The following is a 16,417-nucleotide window of genomic DNA, read 5'->3' on the forward strand; positions in this document are numbered from 1 at the left end:
ATGGTAGAGGACATATTAGATGCTTTAGTAGCTAGCATATTTTTAATAATTGTAATATTTATAGGGGTTAATATACCATACTTAGCAGCTAAAATATTTGGAGCTAATAATCCTTATGCTGTTTTAGAGACTGCAGGATTTATTACATATGCAACATCCATACCAGGGGGGATTCAAGGATTAATATATATTTCTAGCGGGCCATCCATAGGTTATGAATTTAGGATTGCTCCACCAATAAATACAGGTTGGGTATTCGGTCAATATAATAATAATGATTTTTTAGTTTCTATAGGTTATTGTGAAAATCAAAACCTATGGGATCAATTTGGTATGGATTTTTTTAATTCTGTATTGACTGCAATGTTTGCTCAAGTTCCTGCTGCTGATGAAGCAGAAATTGCTTTAGAAGGCGCAGAGACCTTGGTAGAAGAATCGCCATCAGTTTCTAGTCTAGTTCAAAGTTATTTAAAATCCAGTTCAAAATTATTTGCGAATAGTTTTGCTGGAAATGAAATATTTGGAACTGCGATAGGATTATATAGATATTTGCAGGATCAAAATTCTGGAGGAATTGGTACAGCACTATATTCATCAGCTATGACTATATTACCAACTGCATTAGAGGGCGCTGCTGTAGGTACATTGGAAGTATTGGCTGATAATGCAATTATAGCTGCTACAGGTCCTATAGGTTATGGAATATCTATAGGCGTAAATATGATAGTCAACTCAGCAATAACATTATATAATTATGAAAATATTGCTAATAATGATTATGCAAGGTGTTATTATAATGACCAGTTATTAAGTAGCGGTCAATATTTTGTATATTATAATTTATTATCCTTACCAGTATTTTATAATCCAGAATTTTCATTAATAAATCAATGCTATTTAGATGCTAAAAATCCGGGAAATCAGGAAGCAATATATTATGAATATTTATGCAATGGATTTAATAGCAATCAACAAAATCAAACGATATATCAATCAGGATCTCAGTATGGATACTACATATTTAAATTAGAATTGGGTGTGGAGTATCAGGGTTATTATTATTATCCGGCTTATTTATCCTTAGATAAGAATAATTTGGATGGTAATCATGAAATAAATATAAGTATAATACCCAATAAAATATCATGAGATCATTTTCTTTAAAAGATATTGTAGAATATATCATTGGTGCAGTTATAATTATAGCTGCACTATTATTTATACTAATATATTATGCAATGAATTTAACAGAATCATTTTCACAACAGTCTTATCAGATATTTGTGAATACTTTATTATTAAATAGATTGCAATATTGTTTATATGAGGCTACTGGAAATCCTTATTATCTATTCTATGCGCCAAATATTTCTGTATTATATCAATATGATAATCAGATAAGTCAATGCTATACAGTACTACAAGGATCTTTTTTAGATTATGTTGCAGAATCTGGTAATTTAACTGCTTTAATTGATCTTAATAGTCAAGTAAAACAAGAAGTAGCATCCACGGAAAACAGTGTAACTGGGCCAGATTCCTATTTATTGGTCTCTCAGCAGGAATTTCAGCAGTTTTTACTATATTCTAATATAACTTATTTTGGAGAGCCTTTATATATTTATTATAATATAAATAATGTATCTGCAAGTAGATATTATTTTCCTCAACAATTATTTGACATTTCTACTTATAGATATATATCTTCAGAAGCTTATTCTGAGATTGATACATCAGCATCTCCTCTTATCTCTTCAATGTCAGATTCAATAATAAATAATTTCTTATATTCGGATATATTCCCACCAAAGTTCTCTATTTCTTATAATTCAATACCAGAGAATACTTATAATGAAATAGTAAGTTATTTATCTCAAGCATCCAATAATGAAAGCCAGATAATATATAATATAACAAGGTATAATAATACATTTATTGATTTGTATAAAACTTGCTCCCAATATCCGTATGGACTATTTATATATCCATTGAATAGTTATGAAGTTACATCGCCAAATTATGATACAGGTAGCATGAGGATTGTAAAAATATATTTTTTAGGTCTTGGTGCAATTAATTATGGTATAATGGGTTGTAATTATACTGAAGATAATCCAAGTACAGGCCAAATAAATGCCTCTAGCTGTACTATAATTATTCAATGAAATTTCAAATAGGATTTTTTTTATCTATGCTATTTGTATCTATGCTCTTAATATTTTTAGTATTGTATTTAATATATCAAGATACATTACAGCCAGCATCCTTAAATGGAATAGCAACATTACAATTACAAGGGGTAGAATATCAATCCTCAAATGGTTTTCTAGGATCTAATATTTATTTTGATGGAGTATATGTACCAGTAATAGATATATTGAATGGTTATAATATAAATAATAATGCGAATAGTTATATATATGATCAATTATATAATGATACAATAAATTATTTTCAAGATTCATCTACTTTATTAGCTTTTGATTTAAATAACAATACATTAGGAGTATGCTATAATATGGACTATGTAAATTATAATATATATATAAATGGTCAAACATATAATCTAGAAGTTTGCCCTCCAACATTATTGGCTGGATATTATTATAATATATCTTGTGTACAATGATTAAATCTTCTTTAGCTTCATTGGTAATTATAATTGGAATAATAATATTGGTAGTATCTGCATTCTATTATTTGAATACAGAACAAACACTAGGATTCCAAAATATGAAATATTTATCCTTAGATTATATAGCTTATCAAAATGGTATATATACATCTTTTGTAGAAATACCTTATTTGATAAGATATGAGATAAATAATTATATATATTCTATAAGCATATTTTCTAATAATATATATACAAATTTTGATAATTATATATATAGTCGAAATTCTATATATTATAATACCTATTATGATGAATGCTTACCAAATGAAACTTATGCATATGCTTCTTCATCATATAATCCATCAGGATATAATTATCTAAATATTTCCTATGGTTTATGTTTACCATTATTGACAGTAATAAATATACAAGATAATATATTAGGAAATGAAATAGGTTATAGTATATTAAATGATATAGAAAGTACTGTAAATAATCAAAATTATATAAAATTATCAGGAGGTGATTATTCTAGTAATCAGATAACTTTAGATATAAATTTTGAATATAGTTATCAATCAATATTCCAGCATATATTTAATATGCAACTAAATTACTCTTTTATTCCTTATTATATATATTATAATTATATTTCTGGGTATATATATAATAGATCTTTATATAGGATAACATATTTTATTCAAAATCCACAAATAGTCGGTAATTATAACGATTATAAAAGCATAGATAATGGAAATCTATTATTATATAGTATAAATTATAATAGTAATTCATTGTACTTAGCTGATTTATATTATAATACTTCAAACATTGAGGATCTACAATTACCTGTTCTATGCCAAACAGTAGGTCAAAATGATAATGGAAATTGTGTTGTAAACATGTATTATAGGAACCTATGTATAGACTCGGGACAAACAGAAACATTAGCAGAGTACTTAGGCGGAAATACAGTATCTTCATCTCAAATATTTAGTGGATATTTTTACAATATAGTATCTACAAATTATATATATAATAATAATAGCATATTACCAGATCTAATTAGTTGCACAGACTATTTAAATGACGTTTGTAATTATAATCTATTTAATAATTATACTGTATTTACAGATGGAAATTTCCCAATATTAGTAAATACGACATTAAATGCAGTATATGATAATATATCATGTTCTGTATCTAGTGTTTCTGTTGATATTCCATTTGGATCTGTTAAGGAATGTCTTAAATATATATCTGGAGTAGAAGGTGCAGTTTCTCATTTAAATTCTCTTGGTATAAAATGCAGTGTAGATTCTGGTTGCGGAACAGGTACTGTAAGAGTAAGTTGTAGTAATTATCCATATATAACATATAATGGAGAATTTTCAGTTAATTATGAAAATCTATTTACATTATTTAATATAAATGAAACTATATGCTCTAATAATAATATTATAAATTTTTGTAATGGTTTATCATGATATCATAGAATTTTTTCATCCTCAATCTTACATTATACAATTTTTTATTGCTCTCATCTATTAATTTTCTAAAATAATGTTCATCAATTAATAATTCTCTATTTTCTGATATCAAGGTCTCTATTTTTTCATTTCCCATAATCTCTATCATAACTCTACTATTATTTATTAAAAATATACCAGAATGTTTAAATCCAGCTTTCCTAGCAATATTTAATATTTCATAAGCCTTATCTATATTTATCGAAGATACATGTAATATAAATGGCTCTTGTTTAAAATAAATTTTTTCTTCATAATTTTTATATATATCTAGTAATCTATACCATATATAATTAAAGTCTATATAATAATGTGATTTAAATAAAAAATCTGCTTCAAATTTTTTTCCAGATTTTGGAATCTTTAGTAATATTATTCTCCCAGCACATGATGACGTAGTAAAATATTCATTTAATGAATTTATGTAATCAATAATATAATATACAGGCTGGTCTACCAATTGTTTTTCTTTTGCATATCTTAATTTTTCCATATGATACATTTTTAATTTATTGAAATTATTCATATTATATGGATAATGAAAAGATAATATTAAATATATTGTTCATAATATTTATTGTACCTGCATTAGCATTAATATATTATGCATATTCTAATTATTTTAAAGAATCAAGAACAGTTAATCCAGAAAATCCATATGGTCTATATATATCAAATTTTATTGTAAATAATAGTACAATAGATATTTCTGTATATAATCCGTCGAATAATAGTATAAGTATATATTTTACTTACTTGGCATTGAAAAATTCTTATCAATCTTCATCCATTATTACATCATTTTCAGGATATATTTATACCATTAACCCAGATAGTTCTATAGAATTGTCTTATAATTATTTAGATGATCAAGATACAAAGGCGGTAATATTACAATGGGAAAAATTAGGCGGATATATATATACTACACTATATTATAGTAATATAAATGATTCAATAAATGGAATAATAAATTATGAAAAAACTTAAACCCTATCTAAATCGCTCAATGTATATATCTTTACCTTATTGCTATTCTTTTGTATGGAATCTATACATATAATATACTTAACATTTGTATTTCTTTCTATTTTCTCTAATAACTCTCTAGTTAATACACCATCCATCGTTATATATGATATATTGCTATTTTTAAATATCATTTCATCTAATTTATCTACTGGTATTTTATTTATCGTATTAAAGTTATCGTCTAATAATAATGCCTGATCAGTTCTAAATATATCTTCCATATAGCTCTTTAGCTTTTGTAATATAGGATCTTTTATCTTCTTTTCTTCTCTTATATTTTTTATTTCTTCTATTGATCCTTCTAATTTTTCATAATATGCTTTTATTTGATCAAAGGATATTCTATTCTTTAATGATTTCATAATCTCTTTTCTTGATAGTTCTTCTACTTCCTTTCCTGGTTCTGGTTTTGCTATAAAATCTATATCTACTCCATTTATCATACATTCTTTTACTAATAAATCTCCACCTCTATCACCATCAAAGAATGTAGTCACTATTTTTTTCTTTGATAATTCTATTACAGTCTTCGGAACATTTAATCCATTTAATGCTACAACATTTGTTATTCCGTATCTTAATAGATTTAATACATCTGCTCTTCCTTCTACCAATATTATCTCTTCAGATCTATCTATATCTGGGCCTGCAGGTAATTTTTCATTACCATAATTTGTTAATGTTTTTATATTTTGTGAATATTCCAGATATAATAGTAATTCTTTTGGGTCTGGTAGTTCTTCATTTATTAATCTTGTTAATAAATCTCTTGCTCTTTCTAATATATGCTGGACTTTTGTTTTCCTTACATCTTCTATTTTCTGTATTTTTATTGATGCGTGTGTTGGGCCTATTCTAGTTACTGTTTCAAGTGTGGCAGCAATTAAAGTAGTTTCAAATCTATTTAGGCTTGTAGGTATCTTTATTTCTCCTACTGTCTTATCATTCTCTATTTTTAGATCTACTTCTATTCTTCCTATTTTTCCAGATCTTTGTAGCTCTCTTAAATCCATTTCTGAACCTAGTAGGCCTTCTGTTTGTCCAAATACTGCTCCTATTACATCAGGTTTTTCAACGACACCGTCAATGTATACAGACGCATGTATAACATATTTTATGTATGGAGGTGATATCTTTGCCATTAAACTATATTAAAGAAAAGATATATAATTTATTATAGTATATTGGTTAGTAATAACTTAAATCTATAAATATAGAAAATAATATAAAATAATGGCAGAAGGAGAAAAAGTAACAATAAGTGTCATAAAAGCAGATACTGGAAGCTTAGTTGGAAACCATATTGTTCCACCAATATTTGAAGAAACTGCAGAAGATATATTAGAGGATTCTGTAGATGAAATAATATTAGATTATCATGTAACGCATGTAGGAGATGACATGTCTCTAATATTGTTGCATAATAAGGGCGAAGATAATCCAGAAGTTCATGGGTTAGCATGGAAAATATTTCAGAAAACTACAAAAATAGCAAAAGATATGGGGTTATATGGTGCCGGTGAAGATTTATTATCAGAAGATTTTAAAGGAAATATAAAAAATATGGGACCAGGCGTTGCTGAGATGACTATAAATGTTAGACAAACAGAACCAATATTTGTATTTGCTGCAGATAAGACAGAAGCTGGTGCTTTTAATTATCCATTATTTCAAATGTTTGCTAATCCATTTAATACTCCTGGACTGATAATAGATCCAGCGATGCATATGGGGTTTAAATTTGAAATATGGGACCTAGATAATCATAAAAAGATATATTTATCAGCACCAGAGGATTTATATGATATATTATCATTAATTGGTTCTATAAAATATGTAATAAAAAGAATATATCCAAGACAAGGCCATAAAATTCCTGAAAATGAACCAGTAGCAGTAACATCTACAGAAAGGTTAAATGCAGAAGCTGGTAAATATGTTGGAAAAGATGATCCAGTAATGATTGTTAGATCTCAAAAAGGTCTACCAGCTGCAGGAGAAGTACTAGAAGCATTTTCATTTCCATATATGGTAGATGGCTGGATGAGGGGATTTCATTGGGGTCCACTTATGCCAGTATCTGTAAAGGATGCAAAGGCTACTAGATTTGATGGACCAGCAAGGGTTATCTCTTTAGGATTTCAGGTAAAGAATGGAAAATTATATGGACCAGAAGATATGTTTGACGATCCAGCATTTGATCTTACAAGAAATAAAGCAATGGAAATAACAGATTATATTAGAAGGCATGGACCATTTGAACCTCACAGAGTGTCGTCAGAATTGGCACAATATACTACTCTACCAAAGATATTAGAAAAATTAAAAGATAGATTTCAGGATATATAAAAGCTTTTATATTTTTTTATTGAATAGTATTATTTTTTAAATATTTCTATATTCTTTATTTATACATGGGAATGGAATATGTATATGCTGTATGGTTATTACACGAGGCAAAGCAAGAAATAAATGCAGATAATATTAAAAAGGTATTATCTTCTGTAGGGCTAGAATCAAATGAAGCAATGATAAATGCTATTTTGGCAAGCTTACAAGGAGTAGATCTGGAAAAAGTAAAAGAAGAAGCACTATCGACACCATCTGTAGCAGTTGCACAAGCCCCTACTCAAGCTCAAGAAAAGAAAGAAGAGAAAAAAGAAGAAAAGAAAGAAGAGCAGGCATTAGAAGGATTATCCTCATTGTTCGGCTTCTAAGGTTTATAAATTTTTAGATGCATTTTTAACTAAAGTGAGTGATATCGATAGAACCTACAAAGGGATTTTATCCATAAAGAGAGAATTGATAAGGTTAGGAGAGGAGAAGGAACAATTATACTCTAGAAAAAGGACTTTATACAAAGAGAGAAAAGAGCTAATATCAAGATTGAAAGAACTAAGAACAAAAAAAGAAGAGTATAGTGTTGTACTAGATAATTTAATGGAAGAAAGACAGAAAACTCTACAAAAATTGGAAGAACTGAAAAATAAATTGAATTCGATAAAACAAGAAAAAAAGGATGTATTCAAAAATAAAGATATACTAAAAGATATAAATAGGTATAAGAAAGAACTAGAAACACTAGAGTATGTACTGCAAACAGAAATATTATCTTATTCACAGGAAAAAAAGATATGGAATAGGATAAAATATTTAAGGAAATTATTGGGTAAATATGAGCAATTATCTTCAGTATTAGAGGAGATTGACAAAATAAAAGAAGAATATAATGCTTATAAGTCTAAATTATCAATAATTGGTCAAAATATAAGGAAGAATATAGATGAAAGAAAGGTAATAAAGGAGCAATTAAAATCTGTAAAAGAGAAGTTATTAGGACTAATTTCAGAATATAATTCTTTAAAACAGCAAATTATGGAAACGAAGGATAAAATAAAATCTTTAGAAGATAAATTAAGAGAACAATTAGAAGTTTATCTAAATCAATTATCACAAAAACCAAGATTAGAAGTTTCTGGAGAAGAAAAGACAAAGATATTGGATGAGTATTCTAGGATACAAGAAAAAATAGTTAATGGTGGAGAATTATCCATGGATGATATATTAGTTATGCAAAAATATGAATTATTAAAGAAAAAAGGTGCAATCTGATCTTGAGAAATTATATCCAAAAAAAGCTTTAGAATCTTTGGATCTGTATAGGAAGCAATGCAAAATATGTAATAGATTTTTTTGGACAAAAGATAAGAATAGAGAAGTATGTGGTGATCACGAAAATTATGGTTTTATAAAAAATCCTTTAGGTACAAAGTTATCATATAATGAAGTTTATGATAATTTTGCAAAATATATGAATTCTAGAGGTTATATAAGTATAAATAGATATCCTGTAGTGGCTAGATGGAGGGATGATATAGATTTTGTAATTGCTTCCATTGCAGATTTTCAACCATGGGTAGTGGAAGGGTACACCGATCCTCCATCCAAAAAACTAACTGTACCTCAATTTTGTCTAAGATTCAATGATATAGATAATGTTGGATTAACAGGCAGGCATTATACAGGTTTCGTTATGATTGGTCAGCATGCATTTATGAAACCTGAAGAATATAATAAAGACCAATATTTTCTAGATCTATATTATTGGTTTGAAGAAAATAAATTTCCGATGGAGGAGTTTTTATTTCATGAAGATAAATGGGAAGGTGGAGGAAATGGGGGTACATCAATAGAATTTTTTATAAGAGGATTAGAAGTAGCTAATCAGGTTTATATGCAATATAAGATAATAGATAATCAATGGGTAGAATTGGATAAATTAAAGGTTTTAGATATGGGTATGGGTCAGGAGAGGATTGCATGGATAACCAATGGAACACCTACATCTTATGATATTGTCTTCCCAAATACAGTAAAATTTTTGCTAAATAATATTAATTATGATATAGATTATGATCTATTTAATAAAATTTCTATGTATTCTTCTTTATTTGACTTTGAAAAATATGATATAAATGATTTTGAAAAATATTTAAGGGAAAAGGGAATTTATGATAATAAATTATTGGAAATTATGCATGCTATATATTTAATCTCTGATCATATTAGAACATTATATATAGCAATATCTGATGGAGCTTTACCATCCAATATGGGAGGTAATTATAATTTAAGGTTAATTAGTAGGAGAATGTTTTATTTTATTGATAAGTATTTTGGAGAAGATTCTTATTCATTTATAAAAAAATTATTAAATTATATATCATTAGATTGGAGGGAGAAGGTAGATATAAATGAAATATATAATATATTAATATATGAATATGAGAAATATAAAGATATAAAGAAAAATGCTCAAAAATTATTAGATAAAAACCTGGATACTAGGAAAATATTCGAACTATATACGTCTTCGGGGATATCTCTAGAGATAATGAAAGATATAAATCCTAATATTAATATAAATAAAGAAGAATTCAGTAGGTTATTAAGCCAGCATAAAAATATAAGTAAAAAGGAGAATAAGAAAGAAGAATTTTATATAGATATAAATTATCCAGAGACATATAAATCATTTTATGATTCATGGAAGAAATATTATGAAATATCTAAATTTTATGGGAAGATTGATTATAAGAATTCAATATATTATATATTTGATAGAACTGTGTTTTATCCAACAAAAGGAGGACAAATACATGATACAGGATATATATTCGATCTGAATAATATAAAAAAATATTCAAAAGATGTTCTGGATAATTATAATTTTCCAGATTATGTAAAGGATGAATTAGTTAAATATATGACTGGTAATTTAAAAGAAGATTTTGAAAAATATTTCGCAAGAGTTGTCGATGTAATAGAGTATAAAAAAATAATATTACATAAAGTAGATAAGGATATTGAAATCTCAGGTGAAATATTGCAAATTATAGATAAAGGTAGGAGATATAGAATATCTAGGCATCATACAGCAACCCACTTATTAACCTCTGTATTGAGAAATATTTATGGTAATCATATATGGCAAGCAGGTGCAGAAAAAGATGAATATGAAGGTAGACTAGATATTACTCATTATAAGGTACCAAGCTATGAAGAAATAAAATTGATAGAAAAAAATGCCAATAATATAATATTGGAAGGTAGAAAAATAAATAAATTCTATTTAAAGAGAAATGAAGCTGAAAAATTATATGGATTTACAATATATCAAGGAGGATTTATACCAGAAACAAATTTAAGAATAGTTAATATAGAAAATACAGATGTAGAAGCATGTTCAGGAACTCATTTAGATAATACATTAGAAATTGGGTTAATAAAAATAATATCTGTTGAGAAGATAGCTGATGGAATGATTAGATTCAGGTTTATTGCTGGAGATAGGATAATAGAAGAATATGAAAATATGGAAGAAAGATTGAATAATATAAGGAATAAATATGGTATCGATATAAATAATTTGAATAATTATATAGAAAAAATAAATAAAGATAGGGAAGAGAATAGTAAGAAGATAAATAGTTTATTGGAAGAATATATAAGAAATAATATAAAAGATGGGAGAATATATATGGAAACCTCCTTAAAAATATCAGATATTATTAAATATGTACTAAGGTATAAAGATATTATAAAAGATATAGAGATAAAATGTAAAGATGGTATTATTAGTTCTAAAGGTGGAGATAAGAAGATTGATAAATTTTATATAAAAAACTATGAATAGTCATTAGTTATTAGATCTTCTATAAATTTATACCAGATGTTTTTATTATTTAATTTATTATAATAATCTATTGAAAATATTAATAATAATATTAAGAAAGATAAACTGGAAAATATTATATTGTTTATAAACAATGGTGCCATGTCAATAAATGTATATATTGATAATATTATTATAGATAAAAAGTTTTTGATATCTAATCTTGTGAACTGTCTATCATAAGAGTATCCTTTGTATTGTGGATTTAATTTTCCAGAATAGTACCAAGAAGGTATATTTATAGATATTGGTAATAATATTATTGAATATATAGAATATATATAGTAAATATTATTTTTTAGTATAAATAATATGAAAAATGATATAATAAATGGTAATAATATCTTGTAAGAATTGTTTAATCTGTAGTTCATCTTTTTTCTAATATAATTCATAAAATAATAATTTCCAGCATTTACCCATACTCTTTCAAAGCCAATGGATAGCTCTAGACCTACTGCAGAACTATATAATAATAAAAAGATAATATAAATTGAAAATATATTTTTTATATAAAAAAATATAAATATTAAAATAGAGATAATGGAAGAAAATATAATTAAATATTTTAACAAAGAGTTCGATATATCTTTTATAGGATCTTTAGTTCTAAATATAGATCTATTTTCTATAAAATTTATATCATCATTGTATATAGAATATGGATCTGTATAAAACTTATAGAAATCTTTTCCAGATATTAAATATATTATTATTAAATATATTGATAATATTGGTGTAAAGTATATTTTGGATAATAATATATTTATTTCAGGATAATAGAATATATTTAGAAAGATTAATAATATAGGGAAGATAGAATATATAGTCTTTTTTATTATATTAGATGGTAAATATACTATAAGAGATATTATATATGAATATATTAAAGAATTTAATATAGTAATTAATATTATTATGGTGTTTAGTTGATGGAATAAATATAATTGATATATATATGAGAAAAAAAATGGTAATATTATAAAATATATAAATATTAAGAATGATAGACTCTTAAGTAATATATATCTATCTATCTTAAGATCAGATGATAATATAAAATCAATTTCTGTTTTTGTATATACGATATTGCCATATAGATTTATCTTTTTATTTCCAGAATATATGTTTATTATTATAAAGAAAATATTTGTTAATATTAATATAAAAGATATCCATAATAATGCTCCAATACTAGAAGAAATATATAGAAATGGAAATATATTTTTTGGAATTATTTTATATAAATTTAGAAAATATATAGAAATTAATATAGGAGAATAAATGAGAATGAAATATATCAGCATATATAATAATATTTGACTTTTGGTATACATATCCTTTATTATAAATTTCAATATCATCTTAATAATTTTATTATATTATCTTCTAAATTATCTTTAATCTTTTCTATATTATCATTAAATATTATTTTACCTTTATTTATTAATATTATTCTATTAGCTATTTTTTCTGCTAATGATACTATGTGGGTAGAAATTATCTTTAGATTATTTCTTTCCTTTAATAAATTAATCGTTTTATATTGTGTTTCTAGATCTAGATAATTTAATGGTTCATCTAATAATAATATTTCTGTATCTAATATTAATACCATAGATAATGATAATTTTTGTTTATTTCCTCTAGATAAGTTTATTGCTCTGTAATTTTTATATTTATCTAGATCAAAGAAATTTAAATAATAATCAATTTTATTATATAAATTATCTATACTTCTTAATAATCCTATATACTCTAGATTTTCTTTTACAGATAAATTGATGAACGGTATTGGTTCTTCAGGTAAATATCCAATATACTTCTTAGCTCCTTCAGGATTTTTTAATAAATCTATATTTTTTATATATATGTTTCCAGAATCTGGTTTTAATAAACCTGCTAATATCTTTATTGTAGTGCTTTTCCCTGCACCATTTGGACCAATTAAAAATACATTTTCTTTTTTATCTATTTCAAAAGATATATTATCGAGAGCCTTTATATTTTCATAGCTTTTTGATATATTCTCTACTTTTATCATCATATTTATATTTTTATTGATCTATTGATATATTTAATTTTTTATATATAAATTCTCTAACCTTTTCAGCAATATCTATAGCTTCTTTAGCATCTTCTTCAGTAACATTTTCTATAGATTTAGGATCATATCTAGATTTTATGGAATATTTTGATAATTCTTCTATCATTTTTACTCCTGTAGATTTTTCTAATGAATTGAAGCTTTTGTCTATGTTTTTGCATTCATCTATTAATATCCTTATATCATGAGTTCTATGTTTATATATATCAAAATAATTTTTGTATACTAAAAATGCTTTCAAATACTTTTCTACAGATTGTTGAGATAAAAAACATGCAATTCTATAATGAGAGAGTTTATATATATCTTTTGCAGTTTTTAAATCGTCATCAGCTAATTTTAACCAATCTATTATATTTTCATCAATCATAATAGTATCTTTCCTTCATTTTTAGCCCAATAATATACAAATAATTTACTTTTAGATCTTTTATCAAATTCTTGATTATCTACTATTAGTAAATCGACGGATTTATTCAATGAATTTACTAAATAATAGTGTATATCACACCATAAATTATCATATAGATCTTTATCCAATTTATCTTCAGTTATAATTAATATATCATAATCAGAATCTTCTCTATAATCTCCTCTAGCTCTAGATCCAAATAATATAATTTTATCTATTTTAATATTATATTCATTTGCAACATCATATATTACTTTCTTAATTATTTCCAAATCATTCATATATTATTATCTATATTTAATTTTTTATATATAAATTCTCTAACCTTTTCAGCAATATCTATAGCTTCTTTAGCATCTTCTTCATTAACATTTTTTATAAATTCTATATCATATCTAGATAAGACAGAATAATCTGAAACTATTTGGAACTTTTCAATTCCTATCAATTCTCTCAATATTATAAAATTATTATCTATTTTTATACATTCATCTAATAATTTATTTATATTATGAATCTTATGTTTTTTAGGATTAAAGATATTATTTTCTATTAGAAATGCTTTTAAATATAATTCTATAGCTTGTTGACTCCAAAAACATGAACTAGAGTACAAAGAATTTTGAAAACTTTTTTTAGATGTATCGAGATCTATATCAGCAATTTCAATGTATTCTTTAGTATCTTCTTTCACTTTATTAATATACCTTCCTTTTCCGCCCAATAATATACAAATCCTCTATAAATCTTTTTTTCTTCAAATTCTTCTTTATTTATACAAAGAAGATCTATTGATTTATCTAGCTTAGCTAATAGTTCCCAATTTATTTTTCCCAAAAATTTATAGTATAGATCTTTATCCAATTTATCTTCAGTTATAATTAATATATCATAATCAGAATCTTCTCTATAATCTCCTCTAGCTCTAGATCCAAATAATATAATTTTATCTATTTTAATATTATATTCATTTGCAACATCATATATTACTTTCTTAATTATTTCCAAATCATTCATATATTATTATCTATATTTAATTTTTTATATATAAATTCTCTAACCTTTTCAGCAATATCTATAGCTTCTTTAGCATCTTCTTCAGTAACAATATATTTTACTGGATATCTTATTTCTATTCCTATTGGATATAATTTATCAGCATTAATATTGTATAGATATTTAAAATCTGTATCCATTTTCATACAATATTCTATTAATAATGATATATCATGTATTTTATTTAAAGGTATATTTTTATAAGTTATAAAGGCTTTTAGATATTTTTCTATTGCTTGTTGAGAATGAAATAATGAATAATCATATAATTCGTTATATAATAGTATTTTAGCAGATTTTAAATCTCTATCTGCTTTTTCTAACCATTCTTTAGTTTTTTCAATTATTTCATTCATAATATTTTTCCTTCTAAATTTAAAATTCCGGCTATATCTCCATATGTATTTTTATATTTATCAAAATATTTTTTTTCTAATATTATTATATCTATAGGTTTCATTATTTTTCTAACTATCTCTCTATGTACTTTAGATATAAATTCTTTTAGGTCTATAATACTATAAACTATTATTGCTATATCATAATCAGAATCTTCTCTATAATCTCCTCTAGCTCTAGATCCAAATAATATAATTTTATCTATTTTAATATTATATTCATTTGCAACATCATATATTACTTTCTTAATTATTTCCAAATCATTCATATATTATTATCTATATTTAATTTTTTATATATAAATTCTCTAACCTTTTCAGCAATATCTATAGCTTCTTTAGCATCTTCTTCATTAACAATAATAAATGGAGGATATCTAGTTCCAGAATAATATTTGTTTAATTTTTCTGGTTTTATATTTAATAAGTATTCAAAATCTTTATTATATTTTATACATTTATTTATTAGCTCTTTTATATTATGTATAAAAGGATATCCATTGTTTATATATAATAGAAAAGCTTTCAAATACTTTTCTACAGCCTGTTGTGCCAAAAAGCACGAAATCCTGTAATGATTTAGTTTTAAATTATCTATTGAAGAATTTAGATCATCGTCAGCAGATTTTAATAATTCTTCTATATCTTCTTTCACTTTATTAATATACCTTCCTTTTCCGCCCAATAATATACAAATCCTCTATAAATCTTTTTCTTTTCAAAATCTTTTTTGTCTATTAATATTAAATCAATATCTTTATGTAAGATATCTGTTAATCTATCAAATAGAGAAATCCAAAAATCATTAATTATATTATAATCAATCTTTTCTTCAGTTATAATTAATATATCATAATCAGAATCTTCTCTATAATCTCCTCTAGCTCTAGATCCAAATAATATAATTTTATCTATTTTAATATTATATTCATTTGCAACATCATATATTACTTTCTTAATTATTTCCAAATCATTCATATATTATTATCTATATTTAATTTTTTATATATAGAGGGGTTGAATATATACTT

Annotated in this window: 21 protein-coding genes; 9 read left to right on the forward strand and 12 right to left on the reverse strand. The window is 24.6% G+C overall.

What is annotated here, in order from left to right; all coding sequences use genetic code 11:
* From MJ2HA_RS00235 to MJ2HA_RS00250, 4 genes are read left to right on the forward strand one after another with little or no spacing between them, the layout of a single operon-like run.
* Complete coding sequence (locus MJ2HA_RS00235; protein WP_258393268.1) at positions 1 to 1,149, forward strand: hypothetical protein; 1,149 nt, start codon at positions 1 to 3, stop codon at positions 1,147 to 1,149.
* The gene (locus MJ2HA_RS00240; RefSeq protein ID WP_258393269.1) at positions 1,146 to 2,165 is read left to right on the forward strand and encodes a hypothetical protein; all 1,020 of its coding nucleotides are present in this window, start codon (positions 1,146 to 1,148) and stop codon (positions 2,163 to 2,165) included. The genes MJ2HA_RS00235 and MJ2HA_RS00240 overlap by 4 nt, the downstream gene beginning before the upstream one ends.
* Positions 2,162 to 2,629: a hypothetical protein gene (locus MJ2HA_RS00245; RefSeq protein WP_258393270.1), complete on the forward strand. Its 468-nt coding sequence runs from the start codon at positions 2,162 to 2,164 to the stop codon at positions 2,627 to 2,629. Before MJ2HA_RS00240 ends, MJ2HA_RS00245 begins: the two co-directional genes overlap by 4 nt.
* Positions 2,626 to 4,104 (forward strand): hypothetical protein, encoded by a 1,479-nt coding sequence (locus tag MJ2HA_RS00250; protein ID WP_258393271.1) that lies wholly within the window; start codon positions 2,626 to 2,628, stop codon positions 4,102 to 4,104. The genes MJ2HA_RS00245 and MJ2HA_RS00250 overlap by 4 nt, the downstream gene beginning before the upstream one ends.
* On the opposite strand, the gene MJ2HA_RS00255 is transcribed toward MJ2HA_RS00250, so the two are convergent.
* Positions 4,076 to 4,672: a tRNA-wybutosine modification methyltransferase TYW3 gene (locus MJ2HA_RS00255; protein WP_258393272.1), complete on the reverse strand. Its 597-nt coding sequence runs from the start codon at positions 4,670 to 4,672 to the stop codon at positions 4,076 to 4,078. The genes MJ2HA_RS00250 and MJ2HA_RS00255 overlap by 29 nt on opposite strands.
* A 5-nt stretch (positions 4,673 to 4,677) precedes the next feature.
* Between MJ2HA_RS00255 and MJ2HA_RS00260 the strand changes: the two genes are divergently transcribed.
* A complete protein-coding gene (locus MJ2HA_RS00260; protein ID WP_258393273.1) occupies positions 4,678 to 5,136 on the forward strand; it encodes a hypothetical protein in 459 nt (152 codons plus the stop codon).
* Here the strand turns inward: MJ2HA_RS00260 and dnaG are convergent.
* The gene (dnaG, locus tag MJ2HA_RS00265; RefSeq protein ID WP_258393274.1) at positions 5,133 to 6,320 is read right to left on the reverse strand and encodes a DNA primase DnaG; all 1,188 of its coding nucleotides are present in this window, start codon (positions 6,318 to 6,320) and stop codon (positions 5,133 to 5,135) included. The two genes, MJ2HA_RS00260 and dnaG, sit on opposite strands and share 4 nt — an antisense overlap.
* A 91-nt stretch (positions 6,321 to 6,411) precedes the next feature.
* Between dnaG and MJ2HA_RS00270 the strand changes: the two genes are divergently transcribed.
* The 4 genes from MJ2HA_RS00270 (at position 6,412) to MJ2HA_RS00285 (ending at position 11,374) form a co-directional block, all read left to right on the forward strand.
* Positions 6,412 to 7,527 (forward strand): fructose-1,6-bisphosphatase, encoded by a 1,116-nt coding sequence (locus tag MJ2HA_RS00270; RefSeq protein WP_258393275.1) that lies wholly within the window; start codon positions 6,412 to 6,414, stop codon positions 7,525 to 7,527.
* Positions 7,528 to 7,592: 65 nt separating this feature from the next.
* Positions 7,593 to 7,895 (forward strand): 50S ribosomal protein L12, encoded by a 303-nt coding sequence (locus MJ2HA_RS00275; protein WP_259369955.1) that lies wholly within the window; start codon positions 7,593 to 7,595, stop codon positions 7,893 to 7,895.
* 34 nt (positions 7,896 to 7,929) lie between these two features.
* Entirely contained in the window at positions 7,930 to 8,790 is an 861-nt protein-coding gene (locus tag MJ2HA_RS00280) for a DUF7121 family protein (RefSeq protein WP_258393276.1), read from the forward strand.
* Entirely contained in the window at positions 8,780 to 11,374 is a 2,595-nt protein-coding gene (locus MJ2HA_RS00285; RefSeq protein ID WP_258393277.1) for an alanine--tRNA ligase-related protein, read from the forward strand. The genes MJ2HA_RS00280 and MJ2HA_RS00285 overlap by 11 nt, the downstream gene beginning before the upstream one ends.
* On the opposite strand, the gene MJ2HA_RS00290 is transcribed toward MJ2HA_RS00285, so the two are convergent.
* Genes MJ2HA_RS00290 through MJ2HA_RS00335 form a run of 10 tightly spaced genes read right to left on the reverse strand, consistent with a single transcriptional unit; the run spans position 11,365 to position 16,364 of the window.
* Positions 11,365 to 12,777, reverse strand: coding sequence for a hypothetical protein (locus tag MJ2HA_RS00290; protein ID WP_258393278.1), 1,413 nt, complete (start codon positions 12,775 to 12,777; stop codon positions 11,365 to 11,367). The two genes, MJ2HA_RS00285 and MJ2HA_RS00290, sit on opposite strands and share 10 nt — an antisense overlap.
* Positions 12,774 to 13,460, reverse strand: a complete 687-nt coding sequence (locus tag MJ2HA_RS00295) for an ABC transporter ATP-binding protein (protein WP_258393279.1) — start codon at positions 13,458 to 13,460, stop codon at positions 12,774 to 12,776. Before MJ2HA_RS00295 ends, MJ2HA_RS00290 begins: the two co-directional genes overlap by 4 nt.
* 10 nt (positions 13,461 to 13,470) lie before the next feature.
* Complete coding sequence (locus tag MJ2HA_RS00300; RefSeq protein WP_258393280.1) at positions 13,471 to 13,890, reverse strand: HEPN domain-containing protein; 420 nt, start codon at positions 13,888 to 13,890, stop codon at positions 13,471 to 13,473.
* Positions 13,887 to 14,213 (reverse strand): nucleotidyltransferase family protein, encoded by a 327-nt coding sequence (locus MJ2HA_RS00305; RefSeq protein ID WP_258393281.1) that lies wholly within the window; start codon positions 14,211 to 14,213, stop codon positions 13,887 to 13,889. Before MJ2HA_RS00305 ends, MJ2HA_RS00300 begins: the two co-directional genes overlap by 4 nt.
* Positions 14,210 to 14,626 carry a HEPN domain-containing protein gene (locus MJ2HA_RS00310; RefSeq protein ID WP_258393282.1) on the reverse strand — a complete coding sequence of 139 codons (417 nt, stop codon included), beginning with the start codon at positions 14,624 to 14,626 and terminating at the stop codon, positions 14,210 to 14,212. Before MJ2HA_RS00310 ends, MJ2HA_RS00305 begins: the two co-directional genes overlap by 4 nt.
* The gene (locus MJ2HA_RS00315; protein WP_258393283.1) at positions 14,623 to 14,949 is read right to left on the reverse strand and encodes a nucleotidyltransferase domain-containing protein; all 327 of its coding nucleotides are present in this window, start codon (positions 14,947 to 14,949) and stop codon (positions 14,623 to 14,625) included. Before MJ2HA_RS00315 ends, MJ2HA_RS00310 begins: the two co-directional genes overlap by 4 nt.
* Positions 14,946 to 15,344, reverse strand: coding sequence for a HEPN domain-containing protein (locus MJ2HA_RS00320; RefSeq protein WP_258393284.1), 399 nt, complete (start codon positions 15,342 to 15,344; stop codon positions 14,946 to 14,948). The genes MJ2HA_RS00315 and MJ2HA_RS00320 overlap by 4 nt, the downstream gene beginning before the upstream one ends.
* A complete protein-coding gene (locus MJ2HA_RS00325) occupies positions 15,341 to 15,655 on the reverse strand; it encodes a nucleotidyltransferase domain-containing protein (RefSeq protein ID WP_258393285.1) in 315 nt (104 codons plus the stop codon). Before MJ2HA_RS00325 ends, MJ2HA_RS00320 begins: the two co-directional genes overlap by 4 nt.
* A complete protein-coding gene (locus MJ2HA_RS00330) occupies positions 15,652 to 16,041 on the reverse strand; it encodes a HEPN domain-containing protein (RefSeq protein WP_258393286.1) in 390 nt (129 codons plus the stop codon). Before MJ2HA_RS00330 ends, MJ2HA_RS00325 begins: the two co-directional genes overlap by 4 nt.
* Positions 16,038 to 16,364, reverse strand: coding sequence for a nucleotidyltransferase family protein (locus MJ2HA_RS00335; RefSeq protein WP_258393287.1), 327 nt, complete (start codon positions 16,362 to 16,364; stop codon positions 16,038 to 16,040). Before MJ2HA_RS00335 ends, MJ2HA_RS00330 begins: the two co-directional genes overlap by 4 nt.
* Positions 16,365 to 16,417 lie beyond the last annotated feature (53 nt).

It is taken from the genome of Nanobdella aerobiophila (genome assembly GCF_023169545.1).
GTDB classification, from domain to species: domain Archaea; phylum Nanobdellota; class Nanobdellia; order Nanobdellales; family Nanobdellaceae; genus Nanobdella; species Nanobdella aerobiophila.

Coding starts and splice junctions, on each gene's coding strand:
- MJ2HA_RS00315 (WP_258393283.1), bottom strand. CDS start 14,949: ATGAATGATTTGGAAATAATTAAGAAAGTAATATATGATGTTGCAAAT.
- MJ2HA_RS00255 (WP_258393272.1), bottom strand. CDS start 4,672: ATGAATAATTTCAATAAATTAAAAATGTATCATATGGAAAAATTAAGA.
- MJ2HA_RS00290 (WP_258393278.1), bottom strand. CDS start 12,777: ATGATATTGAAATTTATAATAAAGGATATGTATACCAAAAGTCAAATA.
- MJ2HA_RS00245 (WP_258393270.1), top strand. CDS start 2,162: ATGAAATTTCAAATAGGATTTTTTTTATCTATGCTATTTGTATCTATG.
- MJ2HA_RS00240 (WP_258393269.1), top strand. CDS start 1,146: ATGAGATCATTTTCTTTAAAAGATATTGTAGAATATATCATTGGTGCA.
- dnaG (WP_258393274.1), bottom strand. CDS start 6,320: ATGGCAAAGATATCACCTCCATACATAAAATATGTTATACATGCGTCT.
- MJ2HA_RS00320 (WP_258393284.1), bottom strand. CDS start 15,344: ATGAATGAAATAATTGAAAAAACTAAAGAATGGTTAGAAAAAGCAGAT.
- MJ2HA_RS00270 (WP_258393275.1), top strand. CDS start 6,412: ATGGCAGAAGGAGAAAAAGTAACAATAAGTGTCATAAAAGCAGATACT.
- MJ2HA_RS00260 (WP_258393273.1), top strand. CDS start 4,678: ATGGATAATGAAAAGATAATATTAAATATATTGTTCATAATATTTATT.
- MJ2HA_RS00235 (WP_258393268.1), top strand. CDS start 1: ATGGTAGAGGACATATTAGATGCTTTAGTAGCTAGCATATTTTTAATA.
- MJ2HA_RS00325 (WP_258393285.1), bottom strand. CDS start 15,655: ATGAATGATTTGGAAATAATTAAGAAAGTAATATATGATGTTGCAAAT.
- MJ2HA_RS00305 (WP_258393281.1), bottom strand. CDS start 14,213: ATGAATGATTTGGAAATAATTAAGAAAGTAATATATGATGTTGCAAAT.
- MJ2HA_RS00300 (WP_258393280.1), bottom strand. CDS start 13,890: ATGATTGATGAAAATATAATAGATTGGTTAAAATTAGCTGATGACGAT.
- MJ2HA_RS00335 (WP_258393287.1), bottom strand. CDS start 16,364: ATGAATGATTTGGAAATAATTAAGAAAGTAATATATGATGTTGCAAAT.
- MJ2HA_RS00295 (WP_258393279.1), bottom strand. CDS start 13,460: ATGATGATAAAAGTAGAGAATATATCAAAAAGCTATGAAAATATAAAG.
- MJ2HA_RS00275 (WP_259369955.1), top strand. CDS start 7,593: ATGGGAATGGAATATGTATATGCTGTATGGTTATTACACGAGGCAAAG.
- MJ2HA_RS00250 (WP_258393271.1), top strand. CDS start 2,626: ATGATTAAATCTTCTTTAGCTTCATTGGTAATTATAATTGGAATAATA.